Source organism: Streptomyces sp. NPDC048623 (assembly GCF_040650755.1).
In the GTDB taxonomy this organism is placed as follows: Bacteria; Actinomycetota; Actinomycetes; order Streptomycetales; family Streptomycetaceae; genus Streptomyces.
On sequence record NZ_JBEZHV010000030.1, the window covers coordinates 1 to 18654 of the forward strand.

Here is an 18654-nt window from a genome sequence, read left to right on the forward strand (position 1 = left end):
ACAACCCCCGCGCTCGTCTTCTTTTTTCTGTTAGGCGGCCTCATCCCCCCCCCGCCCTACCCCCAGCCAGCCCCCCCCCCCCGCCCCCCGGGGCCCCCGGGCCTCTGCCGTTTCCACGTTTTCGTACTTGTGGTCGAGTCCCGCCGCCATTTATAGTCAGGGTGACTCTTAAATCTTGGGGGAGGCGGGATGAGTCTCGCGAACGTTCTGGAACCCTTGCAGCAGCCGCTGTTCACGCTGCTCGACACCCCGGTCAGCTGGACCGAGGTGCTCGGCTTCGGCAGCGGCGCGCTGTGCGTCTGGCTCGTCGCCCGCCAGCACGTCGCGAACTGGCCGATCGGCATCGCCAACAACCTCTTCTTCGTCCTGCTCTTCACCCAGAGCGGGCTCTACGCCGATGCCGGCCTCCAGTTCGTCTTCATCGCCCTCGCCGCGTACGGCTGGTGGACCTGGACCCACGGGGGTGGCCCGGGCTCCGACACCCTGCCGGTACGGCGCACCAGCCGCACCGAATGGGCCTGGCTGCTCGCGGCGGGGGTGGTGGGGACCCTCTCCCTCACCCTGCTCCTGGACCGGGTCACCGACTCGACCGTCCCGTTCTGGGACGCGCTGACCACGGCCCTGTCCCTGATGGCCACGTACGGGCAGTGCCGCAAGCGCCTGGAGTCCTGGTGGCTCTGGATCGCCGCGGATGTGGTCTACGTGCCGCTGTACGCGTACAAGGAGCTCTATCTGACCTCGCTGCTGTACGTCGGCTTCATGACCCTGTGTGTCATCGGGCTGCGCGGCTGGACCCGAGACCTGGCCGCCGGGCACCGCCCGCTGGAGGCCACGGCATGACCACCGACGGCGCGGCCACCCACGGCATGACCGCCGACCGCCGCTACGGCCACGGCCTGGTCCTCGGCAAGTTCTATCCGCCGCACGCCGGCCACCACCATCTCGTCCGCACCGCGCGCGAGCGCTGCGACCGTCTCACCGTCCTCGTCTGCGCCTCCTCCGTCGAGTCCGTGCCGCTCGCCGACCGGGTCGCCTGGATGCGCGAGGTCCACCCCGACGCGCTCGTCGTCGGCGCCGTCGACGACGTCCCCGTCGACCTGCACGACCCCGACGTGTGGGACGCCCACATGAAGATCTTCCGGGCCGCCGTGCCCGAACCCGTCGACGCCGTCTTCACCTCGGAGCCGTACGGCGAGGAGCTCGGCCGCCGCTTCGGCGCCGCGTCCGTCTGTGTCGACCCCGACCGCCGGACCCATCCCGTCTCCGGCACCGCCGTCCGCGCCGATCCGGCCGGCTGCTGGGACCACCTGGCCGCGCCCGTACGGGCCGCGCTCACCCGCCGTGTCGTCGTCCTCGGCGCCGAGTCCACCGGCACCACCACCATGGCGCGCGCCCTCGCCGACCACTACCGGCGGCGCGGCGGGGTCTGGGCCCGCACCCGCTGGGTGCCCGAGTACGGGCGCGAGTACAGCGAGCTCAAGCTGGCCGAACTCCGCGCCGAGCGCCCCGGCGCCACCTGGTCCGACGTCGCCTTCCACTCCGCCGACTTCCCCGTCATCGCGCTGCGCCAGGCGGAACTGGAGGAAGCCGCCGCCCGCGACGGCTCGCCCGTCCTCTTCTGCGACACCGACGCCTTCGCCACCACCATCTGGCACGAGCGCTACCTGGGCACCGCCAGCCCCGGCACCGGCGAGATAGCCGCCCGCGGCCGCCAGCACCTGTGGCTGCTCACCGACCACCGCGGGGTCGCCTTCGAGGACGACGGCCTGCGCGACGGCGAGCACCTGCGCCCCTGGATGACCGCGCGCTTCCTCGCCCAGCTCGCCCACACGGGCCGCCGCACCGTCGTCCTCACTGGCCCGCACGAGGAACGCCTCGCGACCGCCGTCGCCGCCGTCGACGCGCTGCTCGCCGAGGGCTGGCACTTCACCGACCCCCTGCCGGAGCGCCGATGACGACCGCGCACGAGGGCGCTCCCGGAGGTCTCGGCGACCCCGGTGACGCCGGCCGCCCAGGCCACCCGGGCGGCGTGGCGGGCTACGACAAGTACGCCTTCGAGCCGTTCGCCCTCACCGCCGACCTCGCCGTCCTCACCGTCCGCGAGGGCCGGCTGCACGTCCTGCTCGTCGAACGCGGCCAGGACCCCTACGCGGGCGCCTGGGCGCTGCCCGGCGGCTTCGTCCTGCCCGACGAGTCCGCCGAACAGGCCGCGCGCCGCGAACTCGCCGAGGAGACCGGCCTGTCCGGCGACACCGCCGCCCGGCTCCACCTCGAACAGCTCCGCACGTACAGCGACCCGGACCGCGACCCCCGGATGCGGGTGGTCTCCGTCGCGTACACCGCGCTCGTGCCCGACCTGCCCGAGCCGCGCGGCGGCGGCGACGCGGCCCAGGCCCGCTGGCTGCCGTACGACACCGCGCGCGGCCTCGCCTTCGACCACGACCGGATCCTCGCCGACGCCCGCGAACGGGTCGGCGCCAAGCTCGAATACACGTGTCTCGCCACCGCCTTCTGCCCGCCCGAGTTCACCCTCGGCGAGCTGCGGCAGGTGTACGAGACGGTCTGGGGCGTCGCGCTCGACCGCCCCAACTTCCGGCGCAAGGTCCTCGCCACCCCCGGCTTCGTCCGGCCGGTGGAGGGCCCTCCGCGCCTCACCGGCGGCCGAGGGAAACCGGCTGCTCTGTATCGGGCGGGCGAGGCGACGGCCTTGCACCCGCCGCTGCTGCGACCTGAAAGAGGACGGACGGAATGACGACGACGCGGGGGACGAAGAAGGCGGCGACGGGGGCGCTGGTGGGGCTGGCGCTGGGCGATGCGCTCGGTTTTCCCACCGAGTTCAACGACGTCCCGCAGATCCTCGGGAAGTTCGGCCCCTGGCGGGGCATGGAGCTGCCGGTGAAGCACGGCGTCGCGTACATCACGGACGACACCCAGATGACCCTCGCCTTCGCGCGCGGCATCCGTACCGCGATGGAGCGGGGGCCTCTCGCTCCGCTGCGGCTGCTGAGGCCGCTGCGGGAGGAGTACGTCGACTGGTACCACTCGCCGGAGAACAACCGGGCCCCTGGCCGCACCTGCATGGTGGCCTGTCACCTCCTGGACAGCGACCGGCTCTGGCAGGACGCCAGCCAGATCGGCTCCAAGGGCTGCGGCGCCAACATGCGGGTCGTACCCATCGGGCTCGTGCCCGGCCTCACCGACGAGGAGCGGTCCGGCGCCGCCCAGCTCCAGGCCGCGCTCACGCACGGGCACCCCACCGGGCTCGCCGCCTCCGACCTCACCGCCCGCGCGGTGCGGCTGCTCGCCGAGGGCACGGACCCGACCGGACTCGTCGGGCAGCTCCGCTCGTACGCGTACGAGAACCGCTCCCGTTACGACGAGCACTGGCTGGGCGACCTGTGGACCCGTTCCCAGGACCCCGGCCCCGTGCACTTCATCCGGCGCGGCTGGGACGAGTGCCTGGCCGTCCTGGAACGCCTCGACGCCGTCCAGCGGACCGCCGACCCCGAGATCGACCCCTGCGAGTACACCGGCGACGGCTGGATCGCCGAGGAGGCCCTCGCCACCGCCCTCCTCTCCTTCCTCCTCTTCCCCGACGAGCCGCTGACCGCCCTCCGCCGCGCCGCCTGCACCCGCGGCGACTCCGACTCGATCGCGGCCCTCGCCGGCGCCTTCGCGGGCGCGCACCTGGGCGCGGACGCGTGGCCGGCGGAGTGGGTGCGGGCGGTGGAGCACCGGGACGAGCTGCTGGCGTTCGGCGCGGCCTGGGACGCGTGAGCCATGACGACGACCTCTGCCCCTGACATCGACCTGACCGCCGTCGTCGCCGAGCAGCCGGACCCGCTGCTGTTCGCCACCGTCTCCGGCGCCCACCTCTACGGCTTCCCGTCCCGCGACTCCGACGTGGACCTGCGCGGTGTGCACCTGCTGCCCGCCGCAGCCCTGCTCGGGCTGCGGGAGCCGGAGGAGACCCGGACCCGCATGTGGGACCGCGACGGGACCGAGATGGACCTCGTGACCCACGACCTGCGGAAGTTCGTGCGCCTCATGCTGCGGCGCAACGGCTACGTGCTCGAACAGCTCACCTCGCCGCTGGTCGTCCACACGACGGACGCGCACGCCGAGCTCCGCTCCCTCGTCCCGGACGTGCTCACCTCACACCACGCGCACCACTACCGGGGATTCGCGGGCACCCAGTGGCGCCTGTACGAGAAGACCGGCGAGTTGAAGCCGCTGCTCTACACCTACCGGGCCCTGCTCACCGGCATCCACCTCATGCGGACCGGCGAGCTCCAGGCCCACCTCCCCACCCTCGCCGCCGCCGTCCCCGAGGCACCCGCCCGCCTCGCCGCGCTCATCACCGCCAAGGCGACCGCCGAACACGGCGCCGCCGACGTCCCGGCCTCCGAGGTCCGAGCCGAGATGGAACGGCTGCACGCCGTACTGGACGCGGCGCAGGAGGAGTCAGGGCTGGCCGACGAGCCGGTCGCCTTCGCGGCGCTCGACGACTTCGTCGTACGGGTGCGGCAGGACCTCGCGCGGGGCTGATGCGCTCGAATGGGTTGCGGGGCACCCCGCTGTTCCCCGTTGTGGGCATAGGTTCCGCAGGGGGCGCGGGGGTCCCCCGGGGCGAAGCCCTGCTGCCGAGCGCTGCATTGAAAAGGCGTGGCCGGCGGGCAGTCGTGATGTGAAGATCGGTCCGCAACGCGATCCACATCCGCGTCCCGGAGGTCTGCATGGACGTCGCCTCGCTGCTGCCGTTGACCACGGCCCGGTTGTCGTTGCGTCTGTTCACTCCGGGCGATGCCGACGATCTGCATGCGTACCAGAGCCTGCCGAGTGTGGTGCGCTACTTGTACCGGCCGGCGTACACGCGTGAGCGCAGCGAGCAGGTTGCCGCCGAGCGCGCGGCGTGGACGGCCTGGCGCGCCGACGGGGACAAGCTGGCGCTCGCCGTCTGCCGACGCGATGAGCCCGGCGTCCTTGGCGAGGTGAGCCTCCTCCTGGCCGATGCCCGCGCCGCTCAGGCCGAGATCGGCTGGACTGTCGACCCAGGTCACCAGGGGCGCGGCTACGCGACCGAGGCGGCTGCAGCGCTCACCGGGTTCGCCTTCGACACGTTGGGCGTGCACCGGCTCTATGCACGGCTGGATGTGGAGAACACCGCGTCTGTGCGGGTCTGTGAGCGCCTCGGGATGCGCCGGGAGGCGCACCTGGTCGAGAACGACCTCGATGGGGATCGCTGGGGCAGCGAGTACATCTACGCGGCGCTGTCCGCGGATCTCGGCAGTCGATCAGGAGCTTGAGCCCCGACGCCCGCAGGTGCGGGACGCCGCGCGGGCCGGGTCAGGGCCGGTCGGCGAGCCCGTGGTTCGCCTCCCACAGAGCCGACGCGCGGCGCGCGCGGGTCAGGAAGTCCTCCACCCGGGCTCGGTCCGGGGCGGCCGGGAGGGGGCTGGTGGCGTGCGCGGTGTCGGCCTCGTCCTGGAGGCGGTTCATCCAGGACTCGACCTCCGCCCAGGACACCTCCCCGCGCTTGACCGCGAGCAGCCGCTCCCGCTCCCCGCTCACGTCGATCCGCAGCTCGCCGCTGCGCAGCAGGTCACGGCAGCTCGTGAGCAGCCGCAGCAGATGCATCGCGTGCTTCCAGCGCGGCGCGCCGTACTGCCGTACGTCCGCCTCCAGCTTGCGGCGCTGCCCGGCCGCGTAACGGACGAAGGTCTCGTGCGCGCGGCGGGACAGGAACGCGTCGCGCAGTTCGAGCAGTTCGCGGCCGGTGGCGTCGGCGTGCTCGACGAGCGGGGAGTGGAGGCACTCCAGGACGTTCGGGTTGTTGCGCAGCGCGAGCTCGCAGAAGCGTTCCAGCTCCCAGCTGAACTGTTCCTCCGCCGGGCCCTCCACATGCGCCGGCGGCTTGTCGAAGCGCCAGAACAGCGGCGTCGGGGCGAGATACACACCGCGCCGGTCGATGTCGCTGTCCTCGGTCGCCAGACCGAACGCGCGCGACCCCATGACACAGGAGTAGATCGTGTGGTCGCGCACCAGTTCCTCGGGACTCATGCGCGCAGGCTAAGCGAGGGTGATGGTCCCCGCCGACACATTAATCGTCTCCGCCGGGAGCGGACGCGGCGCCGGACCGTCCGCCACGGAGCCGTCCGCGATCCGGTACTTCGAGCCGTGGCAGGGGCAGTCGATCGTGCCGTTCTCGACCTTGGCGACGGTGCACCCCTGGTGCGTGCAGATCGCCGAGAAGGCCTTGAACTCGCCGGCGACGGGCTGGGTGACCACGACCTTCTCGTCCTTGAAGACCGTGCCGCCCCCGACCGGGATGTCGGCGGTCCGGGCCAGTGCCTTCGGGGCCGCCGTGCTCGCCCCCGTACCGCCCGAGTCGCCCGTACCGCCGGAGTCCCCCGCACCGCCCGAGTCGTCCGAGCCGCAGCCGGAGACCAGCACCGCGGCGGCGGAGCCCGCGCCGGTGGCGCGCAGGACGGTACGGCGGCGGGGCATGGCGTCAGGAGTCATGCCGCCCAGCTTGGCCGGGGAGCGCGCCGGGCGGTCCGCAACGCGCCTACGCCCAGGGCGTCAGTTCCCTCGCCCGGCCGTCCGCGTCCCGCCGCACCTCCAGGACCGCCGTGACCGCGGCCCGCTCGATCGGCCCGTACACATGCGGGAAGAGCAGGTCCTCGGAGCCCTCCCAGCGCACCTCCCCGCCGAGCCGGGACTCGTCGATCACGAGCACCAGCAGCGGACCGGGCACGTCCCGGTAGTGGCCGTCGGCGATCGCGAGGGCGGCCTGCTCGTCCGGCGAGCAGTGCACGAAGCCCTCGGCGGCGAGGGACGGCGGGGCGTAGGGGAGACCGGGGGCGGCGGACCATTCGTCCAGGGGTACGACGTGCAGCAGCATGCCGACAGTTGTACTCCGTGCACCGCTCACCCCGGGTGGCGATACAGGTCGGTACGGGTGACATTGACCGTGTTCCGCACCAGATTTTGCACCGGAAGAAAGGCATGGTCATGGCGGGAAACGATCTCGGCAGTCTGCTCGGCGGCCTCCTCGGCGGAGGCGGCGGTCGGCAAGGGGCCGGCGGCGCCGGCGGCAACATCCTCGGCGCCCTGCTCGGCGCACTCATGAGCAAGGGCGGCGGAGGCACCAATCCGCTGGGCGGGCTGCTCGACGGCCTCACCGAGGCCGGTCTCGCCGACCAGGCACAGTCCTGGATCGGCACCGGCGACAACCAGCCCGTCAGCGGCGCCCAGATCGCCGAGGCCCTCCCCGACGAGACCCTGCAGAAGGTCGCCGCCGAGGCCGGCGTGAGCCCGGACCAGGCCGCCGACGAGATCGCCCGGTCCCTGCCGCAGGTCGTCGACAGACTGTCCCCGCAGGGACAGATCCCCAGCGGCTCCCTGGAGGACCTCATCCGTCAGCAGAACCTCTGACGCCGTCTCGGAGGGCGGGCGCCGCCGCGTTCGCTCCGGCCCGCTGACTAGGCTGGCGGGAGCACTGACGCAGGTGGCAGCAGGCGATGGAGGAGTGGCGAGGTGGCGGTACGAGCGGTCCGCGGCGCGGTCCAGCTGGAGCGGGACGAGGCCGGGCACATGCACGAGCAGGTCGAGGAGCTGCTCACCGCCGTGCTCGAACGCAACGGACTGACCGCCGACGACCTCATCAGCATCTGGTTCACGGCCACGCCCGATCTCCACAGCGACTTCCCGGCCGCGGCCGCCCGCCGCATCGGGATCGTGGACGTTCCGCTGATCTGCGCCCAGGAGCTCGACATCGAGGGTGCGATGCCGAGGGTCGTACGGCTCCTCGCGCACGTCGAGTCGGAACTGCCCAAGTCCCGGATCGCGCACGTCTACCTCGGTGCCGCGGCCGCCCTGCGCAAGGACATCGCCCAGTGAGAACCGCGCTCGTCATCGGAACCGGCCTGATCGGCACCTCGGCCGCCCTCGCGCTCGCCGGGCGCGGGGTCACCGTGCATCTGCGCGACCACGACCCGGCCCGGGCCCGTACCGCCGCCGCGCTCGGCGCGGGCACCGACGAGACGCCCGAGGGGCCGGTGGACCTCGTGATCGTCGCCGTACCGCCCGCGCATGTCGCCGGCACCCTCGCCGCGGCCATGCGGGACGGGCTCGGGCGCGGCTACCTCGACGTGGCCAGCGTCAAGGGCGGGCCCAAGCGCGAGCTCCAGGACCTGGGCCTCGACCTCACCGCGTACATCGGCACCCACCCCATGTCCGGCAAGGAGCGCTCCGGCCCGCTCGCCGCCACCGCCGACCTCTTCGAGGGCCGGCCCTGGGTGCTCACCCCGACCCGCGACACCGACACCGAGGTGCTCAACCTCGCCCTGGAGCTGGTCGCGCTGTGCCGGGCCGTGCCCGTCGTCATGGACGCCGACGCCCACGACCGCGCCGTCGCGCTCGTCTCGCACACCCCGCAGCTCGTCTCGTCGATGGTCGCGGCCCGCCTGGAGCGCGCGGACGAGACGGCGGTACGGCTCTGCGGGCAGGGCATCCGCGACGTCACCCGGATCGCCGCCTCCGACCCGCGCATGTGGGTCGAGATCCTCTCCGCCAACCCCGGGCCGGTCGCCGACGTCCTCGCGGGCGTGGCCGCCGACCTGGACGAGACGGTACGGGCGCTGCGCTCGCTCGAGTCCGAGGACGACGCCAAGCGCCGGGCCGGTGCCTCCGGCGTCGAGGACGTCCTGCGCCGCGGCAACGCCGGCCGCGCCCGCGTCCCCGGCAAGCACGGCGCCGCCCCCGCCACGTACGAGATCGTCGCCGTCCTCATCAGCGACCAGCCCGGCGAGCTGGCCCGCATCTTCGCCGACGCGGGCCGCGCGGGCGTCAACATCGAGGACGTCCGCATCGAGCACGCGACCGGCCAGCAGGCGGGCCTGGTCCAGCTGATGGTGGAGCCCGCCTCGGCCCCCCTGCTGAGCGAGGCCCTGCGGGAGCGTGGCTGGGCCCTGCGCACGGGCTGACGGGCGGGCCGGCGGGTGGGCTGACGCACGGGAGGCGCCCGGTACGCCGGGCCTCCCGCGGCACGCTGGGCCGAACGGGTGCGGGGACTCGGTAACCTTGTGGAGTCCCCCGTACATCCGCCGGGGGCTCCCGCTCACCCAGGAAGGCGTTCCCCACCGTGGAAACCGTGATCGTCGCCATCGACGGCCCCTCCGGCACGGGCAAGTCGAGCACCTCGAAGGCGGTGGCCGCCAAGCTGGGGCTGAGCTACCTCGACACCGGGGCCCAGTACCGGGCCATCACCTGGTGGATGATCAGCAACGGCGTCGACGTGAACGACGCCGACGCGGTCGCCAACGCCGCCGCCAAGCCCGTCATCGTCTCCGGCACCGACCCGGCCCGCCCCACCATCACCGTGGACGGCGTCGACGCCGCCGGGCCCATCCGTACCGAGGAGGTCACCTCCAAGGTCAGCGCCGTCAGCGCCGTCCCCGAGGTGCGCGCCCTGATCACGGAGCTCCAGCGGAGCATCGCCCGCAACGCCGAGCAGGGCATCGTCGTCGAGGGCCGGGACATCGGCACCACCGTCCTGCCCGACGCCGACCTCAAGATCTTCCTCACCGCCTCCCCCGAGGCCCGCGCCGCCCGCCGCTCCGGCGAGCTCAAGGGCGCCGACGTGGCCGCCACCCGGCAGGCCCTGATCAAGCGGGACGCGGCGGACTCCAGCCGTAAGACCTCCCCGCTCGCCAAGGCCGGCGACGCCGTCGAGGTCGACACCACCGAGCTCACCCTCGACCAGGTCATCGAGTGCGTCGTCACCCTCGTGGAGGAGAAGCGGACGGGCGCCAAGTGACCCAGCCCACCGAGCGGGGTGCCGCCGTCGGCCGGCGCATCGGCATCAGCCTGATGTACGGCTTCTGGAAGCCGCGCGTACTCGGCGCCTGGCGGGTCCCGGCCTCCGGCCCCGTCATCCTCGCCGTCAACCACGCGCACAACCTCGACGGCCCCATGCTCATGGGCACCGCCCCGCGCCCCGTCCACTTCCTCATCAAGAAGGAAGCGTTCGTCGGACCGCTGGGCAGCTTCCTGGAAGGCATCGGGCAGCTCAAGGTGGACCGCGACTCCACCGACCGCAACGCGATCGGCAACGCCCTCGCGGTCCTGGAGCACGGCGGCGTCCTCGGGATCTTCCCCGAGGGCACCCGCGGCGAGGGCGACTTCGCCTCGCTCCGGGCCGGCCTCGCGTACTTCGCGGTGCGCAGCGGCGCGCCGATCGTCCCGGTCGCCGTCCTGGGAAGCACGGACACGCCCGGACGGTTGGTCAAGGCGCTGCCGCGCCTGCGCAGCCGCGTCGACGTCGTCTTCGGCGACCCGTTCGAGGCGGGCGACGGCAGCGGCCGGCGCACCCGCAAGGCGCTGGACGAGGCGACCTTCCGTATCCAGGAACGGCTCACCGACCACCTGAAAAACGCCAGGCGCCTCACCGGGCGCTGAGCCACACTCTCAGTAGTGGGCCCCGCGGCTCAGGCCTGCGGGAACCCACCGACCACGAATGATCAAGGAACGGACTTCATGAACGACCAGCACGACCACGGGGCACTTGGCGACGCCGAGTACGCGGAGTTCATGGAGCTCGCCGCGGAAGAGGGATTCGACGCCGAGGACGTCGAGGGCGCGATCGAGGAGGCCGGGCACGGCCCGCTGCCCGTTCTCGCCGTCGTCGGCCGCCCCAATGTCGGCAAGTCGACCCTGGTGAACCGGATCATCGGCCGCCGCGAGGCCGTCGTCGAGGACCGCCCGGGCGTCACCCGCGACCGCGTCACCTACGAGGCCGAGTGGGCCGGCCGCCGCTTCAAGATCGTCGACACCGGCGGCTGGGAGCAGGACGTCCTCGGCATCGACGCCTCCGTCGCCGCCCAGGCCGAGTTCGCCATCGAGGCCGCCGACGCCTGCCTGTTCGTCGTGGACGCCACGGTCGGCGCCACCGACACCGACGAGGCCGTCGTCCGGCTGCTCCGCCGCGCGGGCAAGCCGGTCGTCCTCGCCGCCAACAAGGTCGACGGCCAGTCCGGCGAGGCCGACGCCGCCATGCTGTGGTCCCTGGGCCTCGGCGAGCCGTTCCCCGTCTCCTCGCTGCACGGCCGCGGCACCGGCGACCTCCTCGACGAGGTCCTCAAGGCCCTGCCCGAGGCCCCCGAGCAGCGTTTCGGCAGCCCGGTCGGAGGCCCGCGCCGCATCGCGCTCATCGGGCGTCCGAACGTCGGCAAGTCCTCCCTCCTCAACAAGGTCGCCGGCGAGGAGCGGGTCGTCGTCAACGAGCTGGCCGGCACCACCCGTGACCCGGTCGACGAGCTCATCGAGCTCGGCGGCGTGACCTGGAAGTTCGTCGACACCGCCGGCATCCGCAAGAAGGTGCACCTCCAGGAGGGCGCGGACTACTACGCCTCCCTGCGCACCGCCGCCGCCGTCGAGAAGGCGGAGGTGGCCGTCATCCTCATCGACACCACCGACCACATCTCGGTCCAGGACCAGCGCATCATCACGATGGCGGTCGAGTCCGGCCGCGCCATCGTCATCGCCTACAACAAGTGGGACGAGCTGGACGAGGAGCGCCGCTACTACCTGGAGCGCGAGATCGAGACCGAGATGCAGCAGGTCTCCTGGGCGCCCCGGGTCAACGTCTCCGCGAAGACCGGCCGCCACATGGAGAAGCTGGTCCCGGCCATCGAGACCGCGCTCGCCGGCTGGGAGACCCGTGTCCCCACCGGGCGCCTGAACGCCTTCCTCGGCGAGCTGGTCGCGGCCCACCCGCACCCGATCCGCGGCGGCAAGCAGCCCCGCATCCTTTTCGGCACGCAGGCCGGCACCAAGCCGCCGCGCTTCGTGCTCTTCGCCTCGGGCTTCCTGGAGGCGGGCTACCGGCGCTTCGTCGAGCGCCGGCTGCGCGAGGAGTTCGGCTTCGAGGGCACGCCGATCCACATCTCGGTGCGGGTGCGCGAGAAGCGCGGCAAGAAGAAGTAGGACCCGTACGGATACGGCCGGGGGCCGGGGCGACGATCGCCCCGGCCCCCGGCCGTATCGCTGTGCTCCGCCTGTTACGGACCCGTCCGCCGACCCGGCGGCAGCGCGTACGCGGACCAGCCGCCGGCCTGAGGGCCCTGTCGGGCGTACTGGCCGCTCTGGCCCGGCAGCCGGTGCGTACCGAGTGTGCCCAGCATGCCGAGCGGGCCGAAGCCCCGGAAGGCCAGCTCCTCCTCGCCGCTGCGGTCGCCCGGCAGCGTACGGAACGACCGGCGGTACTCGGCGTACAGGGCGTCGTAGATCGGAGTCGCCGAGAAGCCCACCGAGCCCGCCGCACCGTCCTGCGCCGGGCGCATCGACGGGATCGGACTCGGGACCGGGCTCGGCATCGAGCCGGTCATCGGGCTCGGGACCGGGCTCGGGTACTGCTGGCGGAAAGGGTCGTATGCGTGCACGTATGTGCCAACGACCCCGCCGTCCGTGAGATGCGGTCGGCGCGCCTCGGAAAGCGGCGCCCGGGGGCGCGGCACGGTCGGTGCCCCCGGAGCGCGGCCCGCCCCGGCCGGATCCACCGGCTCTATGGCGGGCCGCGGCTCCTCGGTCACGTGCCGGCCAGCGGCATCGAGGCGGCCACCAGACGCCCGTTCGCCGCGGCCTTCTCCAGGGCGTCGCGCAGCAGGTCCTCGCGCGGTTGCTGCCCGATCGAACCGACCGGCGCGGCGAACACGAGCACCGTGTGCGACTTGTTCGCCGCGGCCCGCCAGCCCTCGGTGACCTGGAGCGGCTGGTGTGCCTGCCACCACGCCGCCTGGCCGACGCCGCCGACGCCCGGCTGGAGCACCGAGTGCAGCTGGCCCATGGCCACCAGGACCGACCAGCCCGGCAGCGGGGCCGGCTTCTGGTTGACGTCGGCGACCGGCTGGAAGCCCTGCTCGACCAGGAGCGTCAGGAACTCGTCGGTCAGCCCGTCCGAACCGGGCCGGGCGACCGGAGCGGTCGGCTCCACCACGAGGGCCGGGTGCAGCTCGCCCTCGATGAGCACCAGACCGCTGGTGACCCCGAGCACCGCCTGCTCGGGGTGGGCGGCGGCGAGCGAGTCGGCGGCGTCGGCCGCCGTGATGGAGGCGACGGCGCCCTGCAGCTGCTCCTCGGCGACCCGGACGACCTGGGACGGGATGCAGCTGGCGTGGGCGAAGGCGAGGACCGCGGTCTCCTCGCCGACGAACAGCACGGTGCTGGTGCGCTCCTGGTCCGAGTCGCCCGGGGTCCGGCAGGAGGTGCAGTCGTAGCTGCCCGGGGCGTTCTCGCCGGCCAGCAGCCGGTCGGCTTCTTCGTCGCCGATCTCGGCGCGTACGTCCTCGCTGACGTCGAGCATGCGCGGCACGGGGGGCTCCCTGGACTCTTCGCGTGCGACGCCGGGCGGTTCCCGGTCGTCTCATGCCGAGTTCAACGGGTCAGACTCGCCGGGGGTCACGCGCGGAGAGCCGACAACTTGTTTGAGTTGGGGGAGGGGTGGGGTGGCGCGGAGTGGCGCTCCGGCCCCGACGCCAGGCGCGCGGCAGGCCCACGGCAGGCGGCATGGCAGGCGGCGCGTGGCGTGCCGCCGACCGGGTGGCATGTGAACGGTGTTCCGCGCGGCACGGGCCGGGCGTTCGAAACGGCTGCCTAGCCTGCCCCGATGTCGAAGATCCGATATTGGACGGCCGGCGCCGTACTGGCGGCCGCCGCGCTGCTGTCCCCGGTGTCCCCAGTGGTCCCGGCGGCCCCGGCGCAGGCGGCCCAGGCGTCCGCCGCCACGCCCGGCGCCCCCACGCCCGTCGAGGCGTGCGTCAAGGACCAGTGGCCGTGGGGCTGTGTCGCCCAGTGCGAGAGCAGCGGGGACTGGCACGCCAACACCGGCAACGGCTTCTACGGCGGGCTGCAGTTCTGGCAGCCCACCTGGGACGAGTTCGGCGGCCGCCGCTACGCCCGGCGCGCCGACCTCGCGACCCGCGCGCAGCAGATCACGGTCGCCGAGGCCGTGCTGCGGGTGCAGGGCTGGGGCGCGTGGCCGGTCTGCTCGAAGCGGTACGGGCTGAGCGGCCGCGCCCATGTCGTACAGCGTGGTGACACCCTCAGCTCGATCGCCCGCCGCTTCGGCGTCAAGGGCGGCTGGCAGGCGCTGTACGCGGCGAACCGCGCGGTGATCGGGGCGGACCCGAACCGGCTGATGGTGGGCGCGATGCTGCGCCTCCCCTGAGCGCACGATCATGTGATCTCCCGGGCGTCGGCGAGGGAGCCGCGGCGCAGCTCGTACGCGAGGGAGCCCGGCGGCAGACCGGCCGGGACGCGCTGCTCGGCGAGCACGACCGCCGAGCGGCGGGGCGGCGCGGCGAGGGCGGCGAGGAGCCCGTACGTACGGGAGGCCACGGCCGCCGAAAGGCCGAGGGACGGCTCGTCGACGAGGACGACCCGGGCGGTCGAGCAGACCGCGCGGGTCAGCGCGAGCATGCGGCGCTCGCCGCCGGACAGCGTCGCGGCGCGGTGGCCGAGCAGCGGCGCCAGCTCCGGGTACGCGGCGAGCGCCTCGCCCCGGCGGCCGGGCGCGGCCAGGTCCAGGTTCTCGGCGACCGTGAGCGTCGCGTACACCGCCCGCAGATCCGGTACGAAGCAGAGCCCGCGGCGCGCCCGCGCGTGCGCCGGCACCCGCGTGACGTCCGCGCCCCGCCACACCACCAGCCCGCCGCTCAGCGGCACGGTCCCGGCGAGCGCGCGCAGGGCGGTGCTGCGGCCGGAGCCGTTGCGGCCGAGGAGCACGGTGACGGTGCCGGCGGGCAGCGCGAGGTCGAGGCCGTGGAGGGCTTCGAGCGGCCCGTAGCGGACCCGGGCGGCGCGCAGGCCGATCTCGACGCTCATGGGTCGCCTCCGGAGACGATGCGGCCGGCTTCCATGGTGTGGACGGTACGGGCGATGCCGGCGACGAGGTCCGGGTCGTGCTCGACCACCAGGACGGCGAGGCCGTCGGCGGCGAGCGCGGCGAGGATCCGGGCGAGTGCCTCCGCCTCCTTCGTGTCGAGACCGGCGGCGGGCTCGTCCAGGAGCAGCGTGTGCGGCCGCCCCGCGAGCGCCCGGGCCAGTTCGACCCGCCGCAGCGTCCCGGTGGGCAGCCCGGCCGCGGCCCGGTGCCGTACCGCCCCGGCGAGCCCCGTCAGCCGCAGCGCCTGCTCGGCCCCCGGCCCCCCTACCCGGACGTTCTCCTCTACGGACAGCGACGGAAACACGGCGAGCTGCTGGAACGTCCGCCCGACCCCGAGCCGCTGCCGCACATGCGCCGCCTTCCGCGTGACGTCGACCCCGTCCAGGAGCACCCGCCCCGCCGTGGGCCTCGCGGCCCCCGCCAGACAGTCGAACAACGTGCTCTTCCCGGCCCCGTTGGCCCCCACGACGGCGGTGACGCAGCCGCCGCGCACGACGAGATCGATCCCGTCCAGCGCGACGGTCCCCCCGGGATGAACGAGCCGGACGTGCTGCGCGACGAGCCGCGCGGGCGGGGCCTCTTGGCCTCCGGCCATGGTGCCCTTGGGTGGCGTGCCGCCGTCGGCGGCCGCGGGCCGTTGGGCGGTGCGCGCAGGCGTCGCCGGGCCGGGCGGCGTCGGCGAGAGGTGGCCGGTCGGCCCACCCGCCGCCGCGGGCCGCCGCCCCGGCCTCGACGGCAGGCCGCCGGCCGGCTCCGCCGTTGGCGCGGTCGCGGGGCGCGGAGTGGGTGGGTGCGTCGTGGCGTCCGCAGGCAGGACCGGGGCTGGGCTGACAGGGCCCGATGGCGCACCGCGACCGGGTGTTGGGGTGGGTGGTGGGGTGTCCGCCGGTTCCGCCCTCGGCGTGGGCCGTTCGGCCCCCGGCTTCGGCCCGCCGCCGGGCGTCGGGGACTCGGCCGGGAGGTCCGGGGTCGGGTCGGTGTCGGGGTGGGTCGGCGGCGTCTGCTGTTCCGGTGGTGCTGTGGGCGCCGGGGTGGCCCGTGTCGTCGGCGACGCGTCAGCGGGCGTGGACCGGCGAGGGGTGTGGGCGGCGGAGGCGGTGCTGCCGCCGGTCGCCGGGTGGGGCGGAGCCCCAGTGGCCAGGGCCGTCGACCCGTCGGCGCCGACCGGCGGCGCCTGGCCCGCCGGTTCGGCAGGCTCCACCGGCGGTGGCCGCGACCAGCTCCCGGCTGTGCCCGGGGTGCCCCGCACGGCCGCCGGTCCCGGCCCCCGGCCCCCGGCCGTACCGGGGGCGGCCCGCACGTCCGGTCCCCGCCCCGGCGCCGTCCGTCCCGGCCGTGCGAGCCGGCGCGCCCCCGGACCTCGCCCAGGTCCAGGCGCGGCCCCGCGAGAAGCCGGGGCGCCCGGGCCGCGCAGCAGCCAGGGCAGCAGGGGCGGCACCCGGCCCGTCAGGGCTGCGAGGAGGCCGATCAGGGCGACCGCCACACCCGCGTGGGTGCCCGCGTCGAGGGAGACCAAGAGGGTGGCGGCGGCCAGGGGGGTGAGGAGGGTGTCGGCGCCGAGGGTGAGGACGGCGGCGAACCAGAGGAGGCCGCGGACCGGGTCGAAGGCGTCGGGGTCGAAGGCGCGGACGGACATGGACAGGAGGGCGCCGCCGAGGGCGGCGAGGGCGGCGCCGAGGGTGAAGGCGAGGAGTTTGAGGGCGGCGACCGGGACGCCGGCGGCCTCCGCGCCGGGCTCGTGGTCGCGGAGGGCCGCCAGGGCGCGGCCGGTGCGGCCGCGGCGGAGGGCGGCGACCAGGAGGAGGCACGCGGCGAGGACGAGCAGCTCCAGGGCGTAATAGGCGCGGTCGTCGGAGAAGCCGGCCGGGCGGTCGACGGTGACGCCCGCCGTGGCGTACGGCTGGGCGAAGACGAAGCGGCTCACCGCCACCCCGACGGCGAGCGTCGCCAGGGCGAGCGCAAGGCCGTGGCGGCGGATCGCGGGCCAGCCGGTCAGCAGCCCGAGCGGCGCCACGCACAGCACGGCCGCACCGAGCGCGACCGGCACCGGCAGGCCCGCCGCCGAGAGCAGGGCCGTGAACAGGGCGCCGAGCCCCGCGTACGCCGCCTGCCCGAGGGCGATCTGGCCGCCCCGCCCGGCGACCACGACCAGCGAAAGCAGGATCACCGCGAGCGCCGGCACCTGCACCGCCGTCGACAGGTCCTCGCCCGCGAAGCCCAGCGGCAGCAGGAGCAGCACCGCGGTCACCAGCCACACCGGTACGGGCACGCGTGGCGCGGCCCGCGGCGGCGGCAGCGCGTCCGTGTCGCCGACCCCCGGCAGGACCAGCGCGGCGACGAGCAGCGCCACCACGAACAGGTTCGCCCCGACCGCCTGGAGCAGTTCGCCCGCCCAGCCGGCCGGGTGCAGCCGGGTGAGCTGCGCCTGCGCCACGCCGAGCGCCAGCGCGGTCAGCACCGCCACCGGCAGGCTCCGCATCCGCGCCACCACCGCGACCGCGATGACCTCGACGACCAGGAGCGGCATCCCGTACGGGTCGAGGCGCACGTACGGCGCGAGCAGCACGCCCGTGAGCCCGGCCGTGAACGAGCCGAAGGCCCAGCCCACCGCCGACACCCGGTCCGCGGGGATGCCGGAGAGGACGGCGAGCGGACGGTTGTCGACCACGGCCCGCAGCTCCCGCCCGAACCGGGTCCACCGGGTCACCGCCCCCACCATGCAGGCAAGCGCCACGGCCGCCGCGAGCTGCGCCCACGGGTCGTCGCCGAGCAGCACCGGCGCGTCGTCCCGCGCGCCGCCGCCCCACACCAGCGCCGCCGCGCCGACGAGCAGCACGAACACACCGATCGACGCCACCAGCGTCTGCGCCGGCCCCGCGCCGGCGAGCGCCAGCGGGCGGAACACCAGCCGGTCGAGGACCAGGCCGATGCCGGGCGCCACCACGAGCAGCGTCACGAGCGCCCCGGCCGGCAGCGGCCAGCCCCACTCCACCACCAGCTGGCGCAGCACGTACGCGCAGACCATCGCGATCGCGCCGTGCGCCAGGTTGAGCACGCCGGTGGCCCGGTAGGTGACGATCAGGCCGATGCCGGTGAGCGCCGCCGCGCTGCCGACCGCGAGGCCGGCGAGGACGAGGTCGTACGTCAGCGAGGCCACGGCTCACACACCGGGCAGGGGTCGAGGTCCGCGTCCCCCACCGGGACCGCCTCGGGGCGGCCCGCCACCAGCGGGCAGTCCGGACGGTGGGCCAGGGTCCCGCCGGGGACCCGCAGCGGCGGGTCCTCGGACGAGGGCGCCGCCACGGGCGCATCCCCGGCCCCTTCCGGCTCCGCCTCCGCCATCGGGCTCTCCTCCGCGGCCGGCGGGCCGAGCAGCACCGCCCCCACGACAAGCACCGCGCCGGCCACGATCAGCGCCGCCCCCGGTACCGTGCAGGACGCCAGGTAGGGCAGCTGGCGTTCGGCGAAGCGCTCGCCGGAGATCCCGTACCAGCCGACGACGCACAGCACCGCCCCGCCGGTGGCCGCCACGAGCCCGCCCCACAGCAGCAGCCGCGCAGCGGACGTCGGGCGTGCCGCGGACGTCGGGCGCCGGATCGACGCCACGGGAGCCTCCCTCCTCGCAGACCACTTCACCCTTTATGTTCTCTTTAATTCTCTTCCTTGCGCTATGCCCGGGATCGGCCCACCCTGGAATCGACAGGTGGTGA

At 74.4% G+C, this 18654-nt stretch carries 20 protein-coding genes and 1 pseudogene; 13 read left to right on the plus strand and 8 right to left on the minus strand.

What is annotated here, in order from left to right:
* Positions 1-189 precede the first annotated feature (189 nt).
* The 6 genes from pnuC (at position 190) to AB0C73_RS31520 (ending at position 5306) form a co-directional block, all read left to right on the plus strand.
* Entirely contained in the window at positions 190-840 is a 651-nt protein-coding gene (gene pnuC / locus AB0C73_RS31495) for a nicotinamide riboside transporter PnuC (RefSeq protein ID WP_362536790.1), read from the plus strand.
* Complete coding sequence (locus AB0C73_RS31500; RefSeq protein WP_362536791.1) at positions 837-1955, plus strand: AAA family ATPase; 1119 nt, start codon at positions 837-839, stop codon at positions 1953-1955. Before pnuC ends, AB0C73_RS31500 begins: the two co-directional genes overlap by 4 nt.
* Positions 1952-2752 (plus strand): NUDIX domain-containing protein, encoded by an 801-nt coding sequence (locus AB0C73_RS31505; RefSeq protein ID WP_362536792.1) that lies wholly within the window; start codon positions 1952-1954, stop codon positions 2750-2752. The genes AB0C73_RS31500 and AB0C73_RS31505 overlap by 4 nt, the downstream gene beginning before the upstream one ends.
* Positions 2749-3777, plus strand: coding sequence for an ADP-ribosylglycohydrolase family protein (locus AB0C73_RS31510; protein WP_362536793.1), 1029 nt, complete (start codon positions 2749-2751; stop codon positions 3775-3777). The genes AB0C73_RS31505 and AB0C73_RS31510 overlap by 4 nt, the downstream gene beginning before the upstream one ends.
* 3 nt (positions 3778-3780) lie before the next feature.
* Positions 3781-4548, plus strand: coding sequence for a nucleotidyltransferase domain-containing protein (locus tag AB0C73_RS31515; RefSeq protein WP_362536794.1), 768 nt, complete (start codon positions 3781-3783; stop codon positions 4546-4548).
* 188 nt (positions 4549-4736) lie between these two features.
* Complete coding sequence (locus tag AB0C73_RS31520) at positions 4737-5306, plus strand: GNAT family N-acetyltransferase (RefSeq protein ID WP_362536795.1); 570 nt, start codon at positions 4737-4739, stop codon at positions 5304-5306.
* 40 nt (positions 5307-5346) lie between these two features.
* Here AB0C73_RS31520 and AB0C73_RS31525 read toward each other — a convergent pair whose 3' ends face one another.
* From AB0C73_RS31525 to AB0C73_RS31535, 3 genes are read right to left on the minus strand one after another with little or no spacing between them, the layout of a single operon-like run.
* Complete coding sequence (locus AB0C73_RS31525; protein ID WP_362536796.1) at positions 5347-6060, minus strand: nucleotidyltransferase domain-containing protein; 714 nt, start codon at positions 6058-6060, stop codon at positions 5347-5349.
* Between the two features lie 9 nt (positions 6061-6069).
* Complete coding sequence (locus AB0C73_RS31530) at positions 6070-6522, minus strand: Rieske (2Fe-2S) protein (RefSeq protein WP_362536797.1); 453 nt, start codon at positions 6520-6522, stop codon at positions 6070-6072.
* A 46-nt stretch (positions 6523-6568) separates the two neighbouring features.
* On the minus strand, positions 6569-6904 hold the full coding sequence (locus AB0C73_RS31535) for a DUF952 domain-containing protein (protein WP_362536798.1): 336 nt from the start codon (positions 6902-6904) through the stop codon (positions 6569-6571).
* A gap of 110 nt (positions 6905-7014) precedes the next feature.
* Here AB0C73_RS31535 and AB0C73_RS31540 point away from each other — a divergent pair, with 110 nt between their 5' ends.
* The 6 genes from AB0C73_RS31540 (at position 7015) to der (ending at position 11988) form a co-directional block, all read left to right on the plus strand.
* Complete coding sequence (locus AB0C73_RS31540) at positions 7015-7437, plus strand: YidB family protein (protein WP_362536799.1); 423 nt, start codon at positions 7015-7017, stop codon at positions 7435-7437.
* A 102-nt stretch (positions 7438-7539) separates the two neighbouring features.
* The gene (aroH, locus tag AB0C73_RS31545; protein ID WP_362536800.1) at positions 7540-7902 is read left to right on the plus strand and encodes a chorismate mutase; all 363 of its coding nucleotides are present in this window, start codon (positions 7540-7542) and stop codon (positions 7900-7902) included.
* Positions 7899-8987, plus strand: coding sequence for a prephenate dehydrogenase (locus AB0C73_RS31550; protein ID WP_362536801.1), 1089 nt, complete (start codon positions 7899-7901; stop codon positions 8985-8987). The genes aroH and AB0C73_RS31550 overlap by 4 nt, the downstream gene beginning before the upstream one ends.
* Positions 8988-9145: 158 nt before the next feature.
* Complete coding sequence (cmk, locus tag AB0C73_RS31555) at positions 9146-9820, plus strand: (d)CMP kinase (protein ID WP_362536802.1); 675 nt, start codon at positions 9146-9148, stop codon at positions 9818-9820.
* Complete coding sequence (locus AB0C73_RS31560) at positions 9817-10461, plus strand: lysophospholipid acyltransferase family protein (RefSeq protein WP_362536803.1); 645 nt, start codon at positions 9817-9819, stop codon at positions 10459-10461. The genes cmk and AB0C73_RS31560 overlap by 4 nt, the downstream gene beginning before the upstream one ends.
* A 78-nt stretch (positions 10462-10539) precedes the next feature.
* On the plus strand, positions 10540-11988 hold the full coding sequence (der, locus tag AB0C73_RS31565; RefSeq protein ID WP_362536804.1) for a ribosome biogenesis GTPase Der: 1449 nt from the start codon (positions 10540-10542) through the stop codon (positions 11986-11988).
* 206 nt (positions 11989-12194) lie between these two features.
* Here the strand turns inward: der and AB0C73_RS31570 are convergent.
* Positions 12195-12389, minus strand: a pseudogene (locus AB0C73_RS31570) (hypothetical protein); the annotation flags it as partial.
* Positions 12390-12589: 200 nt separating this feature from the next.
* Positions 12590-13372, minus strand: a complete 783-nt coding sequence (locus AB0C73_RS31575; RefSeq protein WP_362536805.1) for a hypothetical protein — start codon at positions 13370-13372, stop codon at positions 12590-12592.
* 294 nt (positions 13373-13666) lie between these two features.
* On the opposite strand from AB0C73_RS31575, the gene AB0C73_RS31580 reads away from it, so the two are divergent.
* Positions 13667-14227, plus strand: coding sequence for a transglycosylase family protein (locus AB0C73_RS31580; RefSeq protein WP_362536806.1), 561 nt, complete (start codon positions 13667-13669; stop codon positions 14225-14227).
* An 8-nt stretch (positions 14228-14235) separates the two neighbouring features.
* On the opposite strand, the gene AB0C73_RS31585 is transcribed toward AB0C73_RS31580, so the two are convergent.
* From AB0C73_RS31585 to AB0C73_RS31595, 3 genes are read right to left on the minus strand one after another with little or no spacing between them, the layout of a single operon-like run.
* Complete coding sequence (locus AB0C73_RS31585; protein WP_362536807.1) at positions 14236-14883, minus strand: ATP-binding cassette domain-containing protein; 648 nt, start codon at positions 14881-14883, stop codon at positions 14236-14238.
* Positions 14880-18101 (minus strand): ATP-binding cassette domain-containing protein, encoded by a 3222-nt coding sequence (locus tag AB0C73_RS31590; RefSeq protein WP_362536808.1) that lies wholly within the window; start codon positions 18099-18101, stop codon positions 14880-14882. Before AB0C73_RS31590 ends, AB0C73_RS31585 begins: the two co-directional genes overlap by 4 nt.
* Positions 18089-18550: a hypothetical protein gene (locus AB0C73_RS31595; protein ID WP_362536809.1), complete on the minus strand. Its 462-nt coding sequence runs from the start codon at positions 18548-18550 to the stop codon at positions 18089-18091. Before AB0C73_RS31595 ends, AB0C73_RS31590 begins: the two co-directional genes overlap by 13 nt.
* Between the last annotated feature and the right edge of the window lie 104 nt (positions 18551-18654).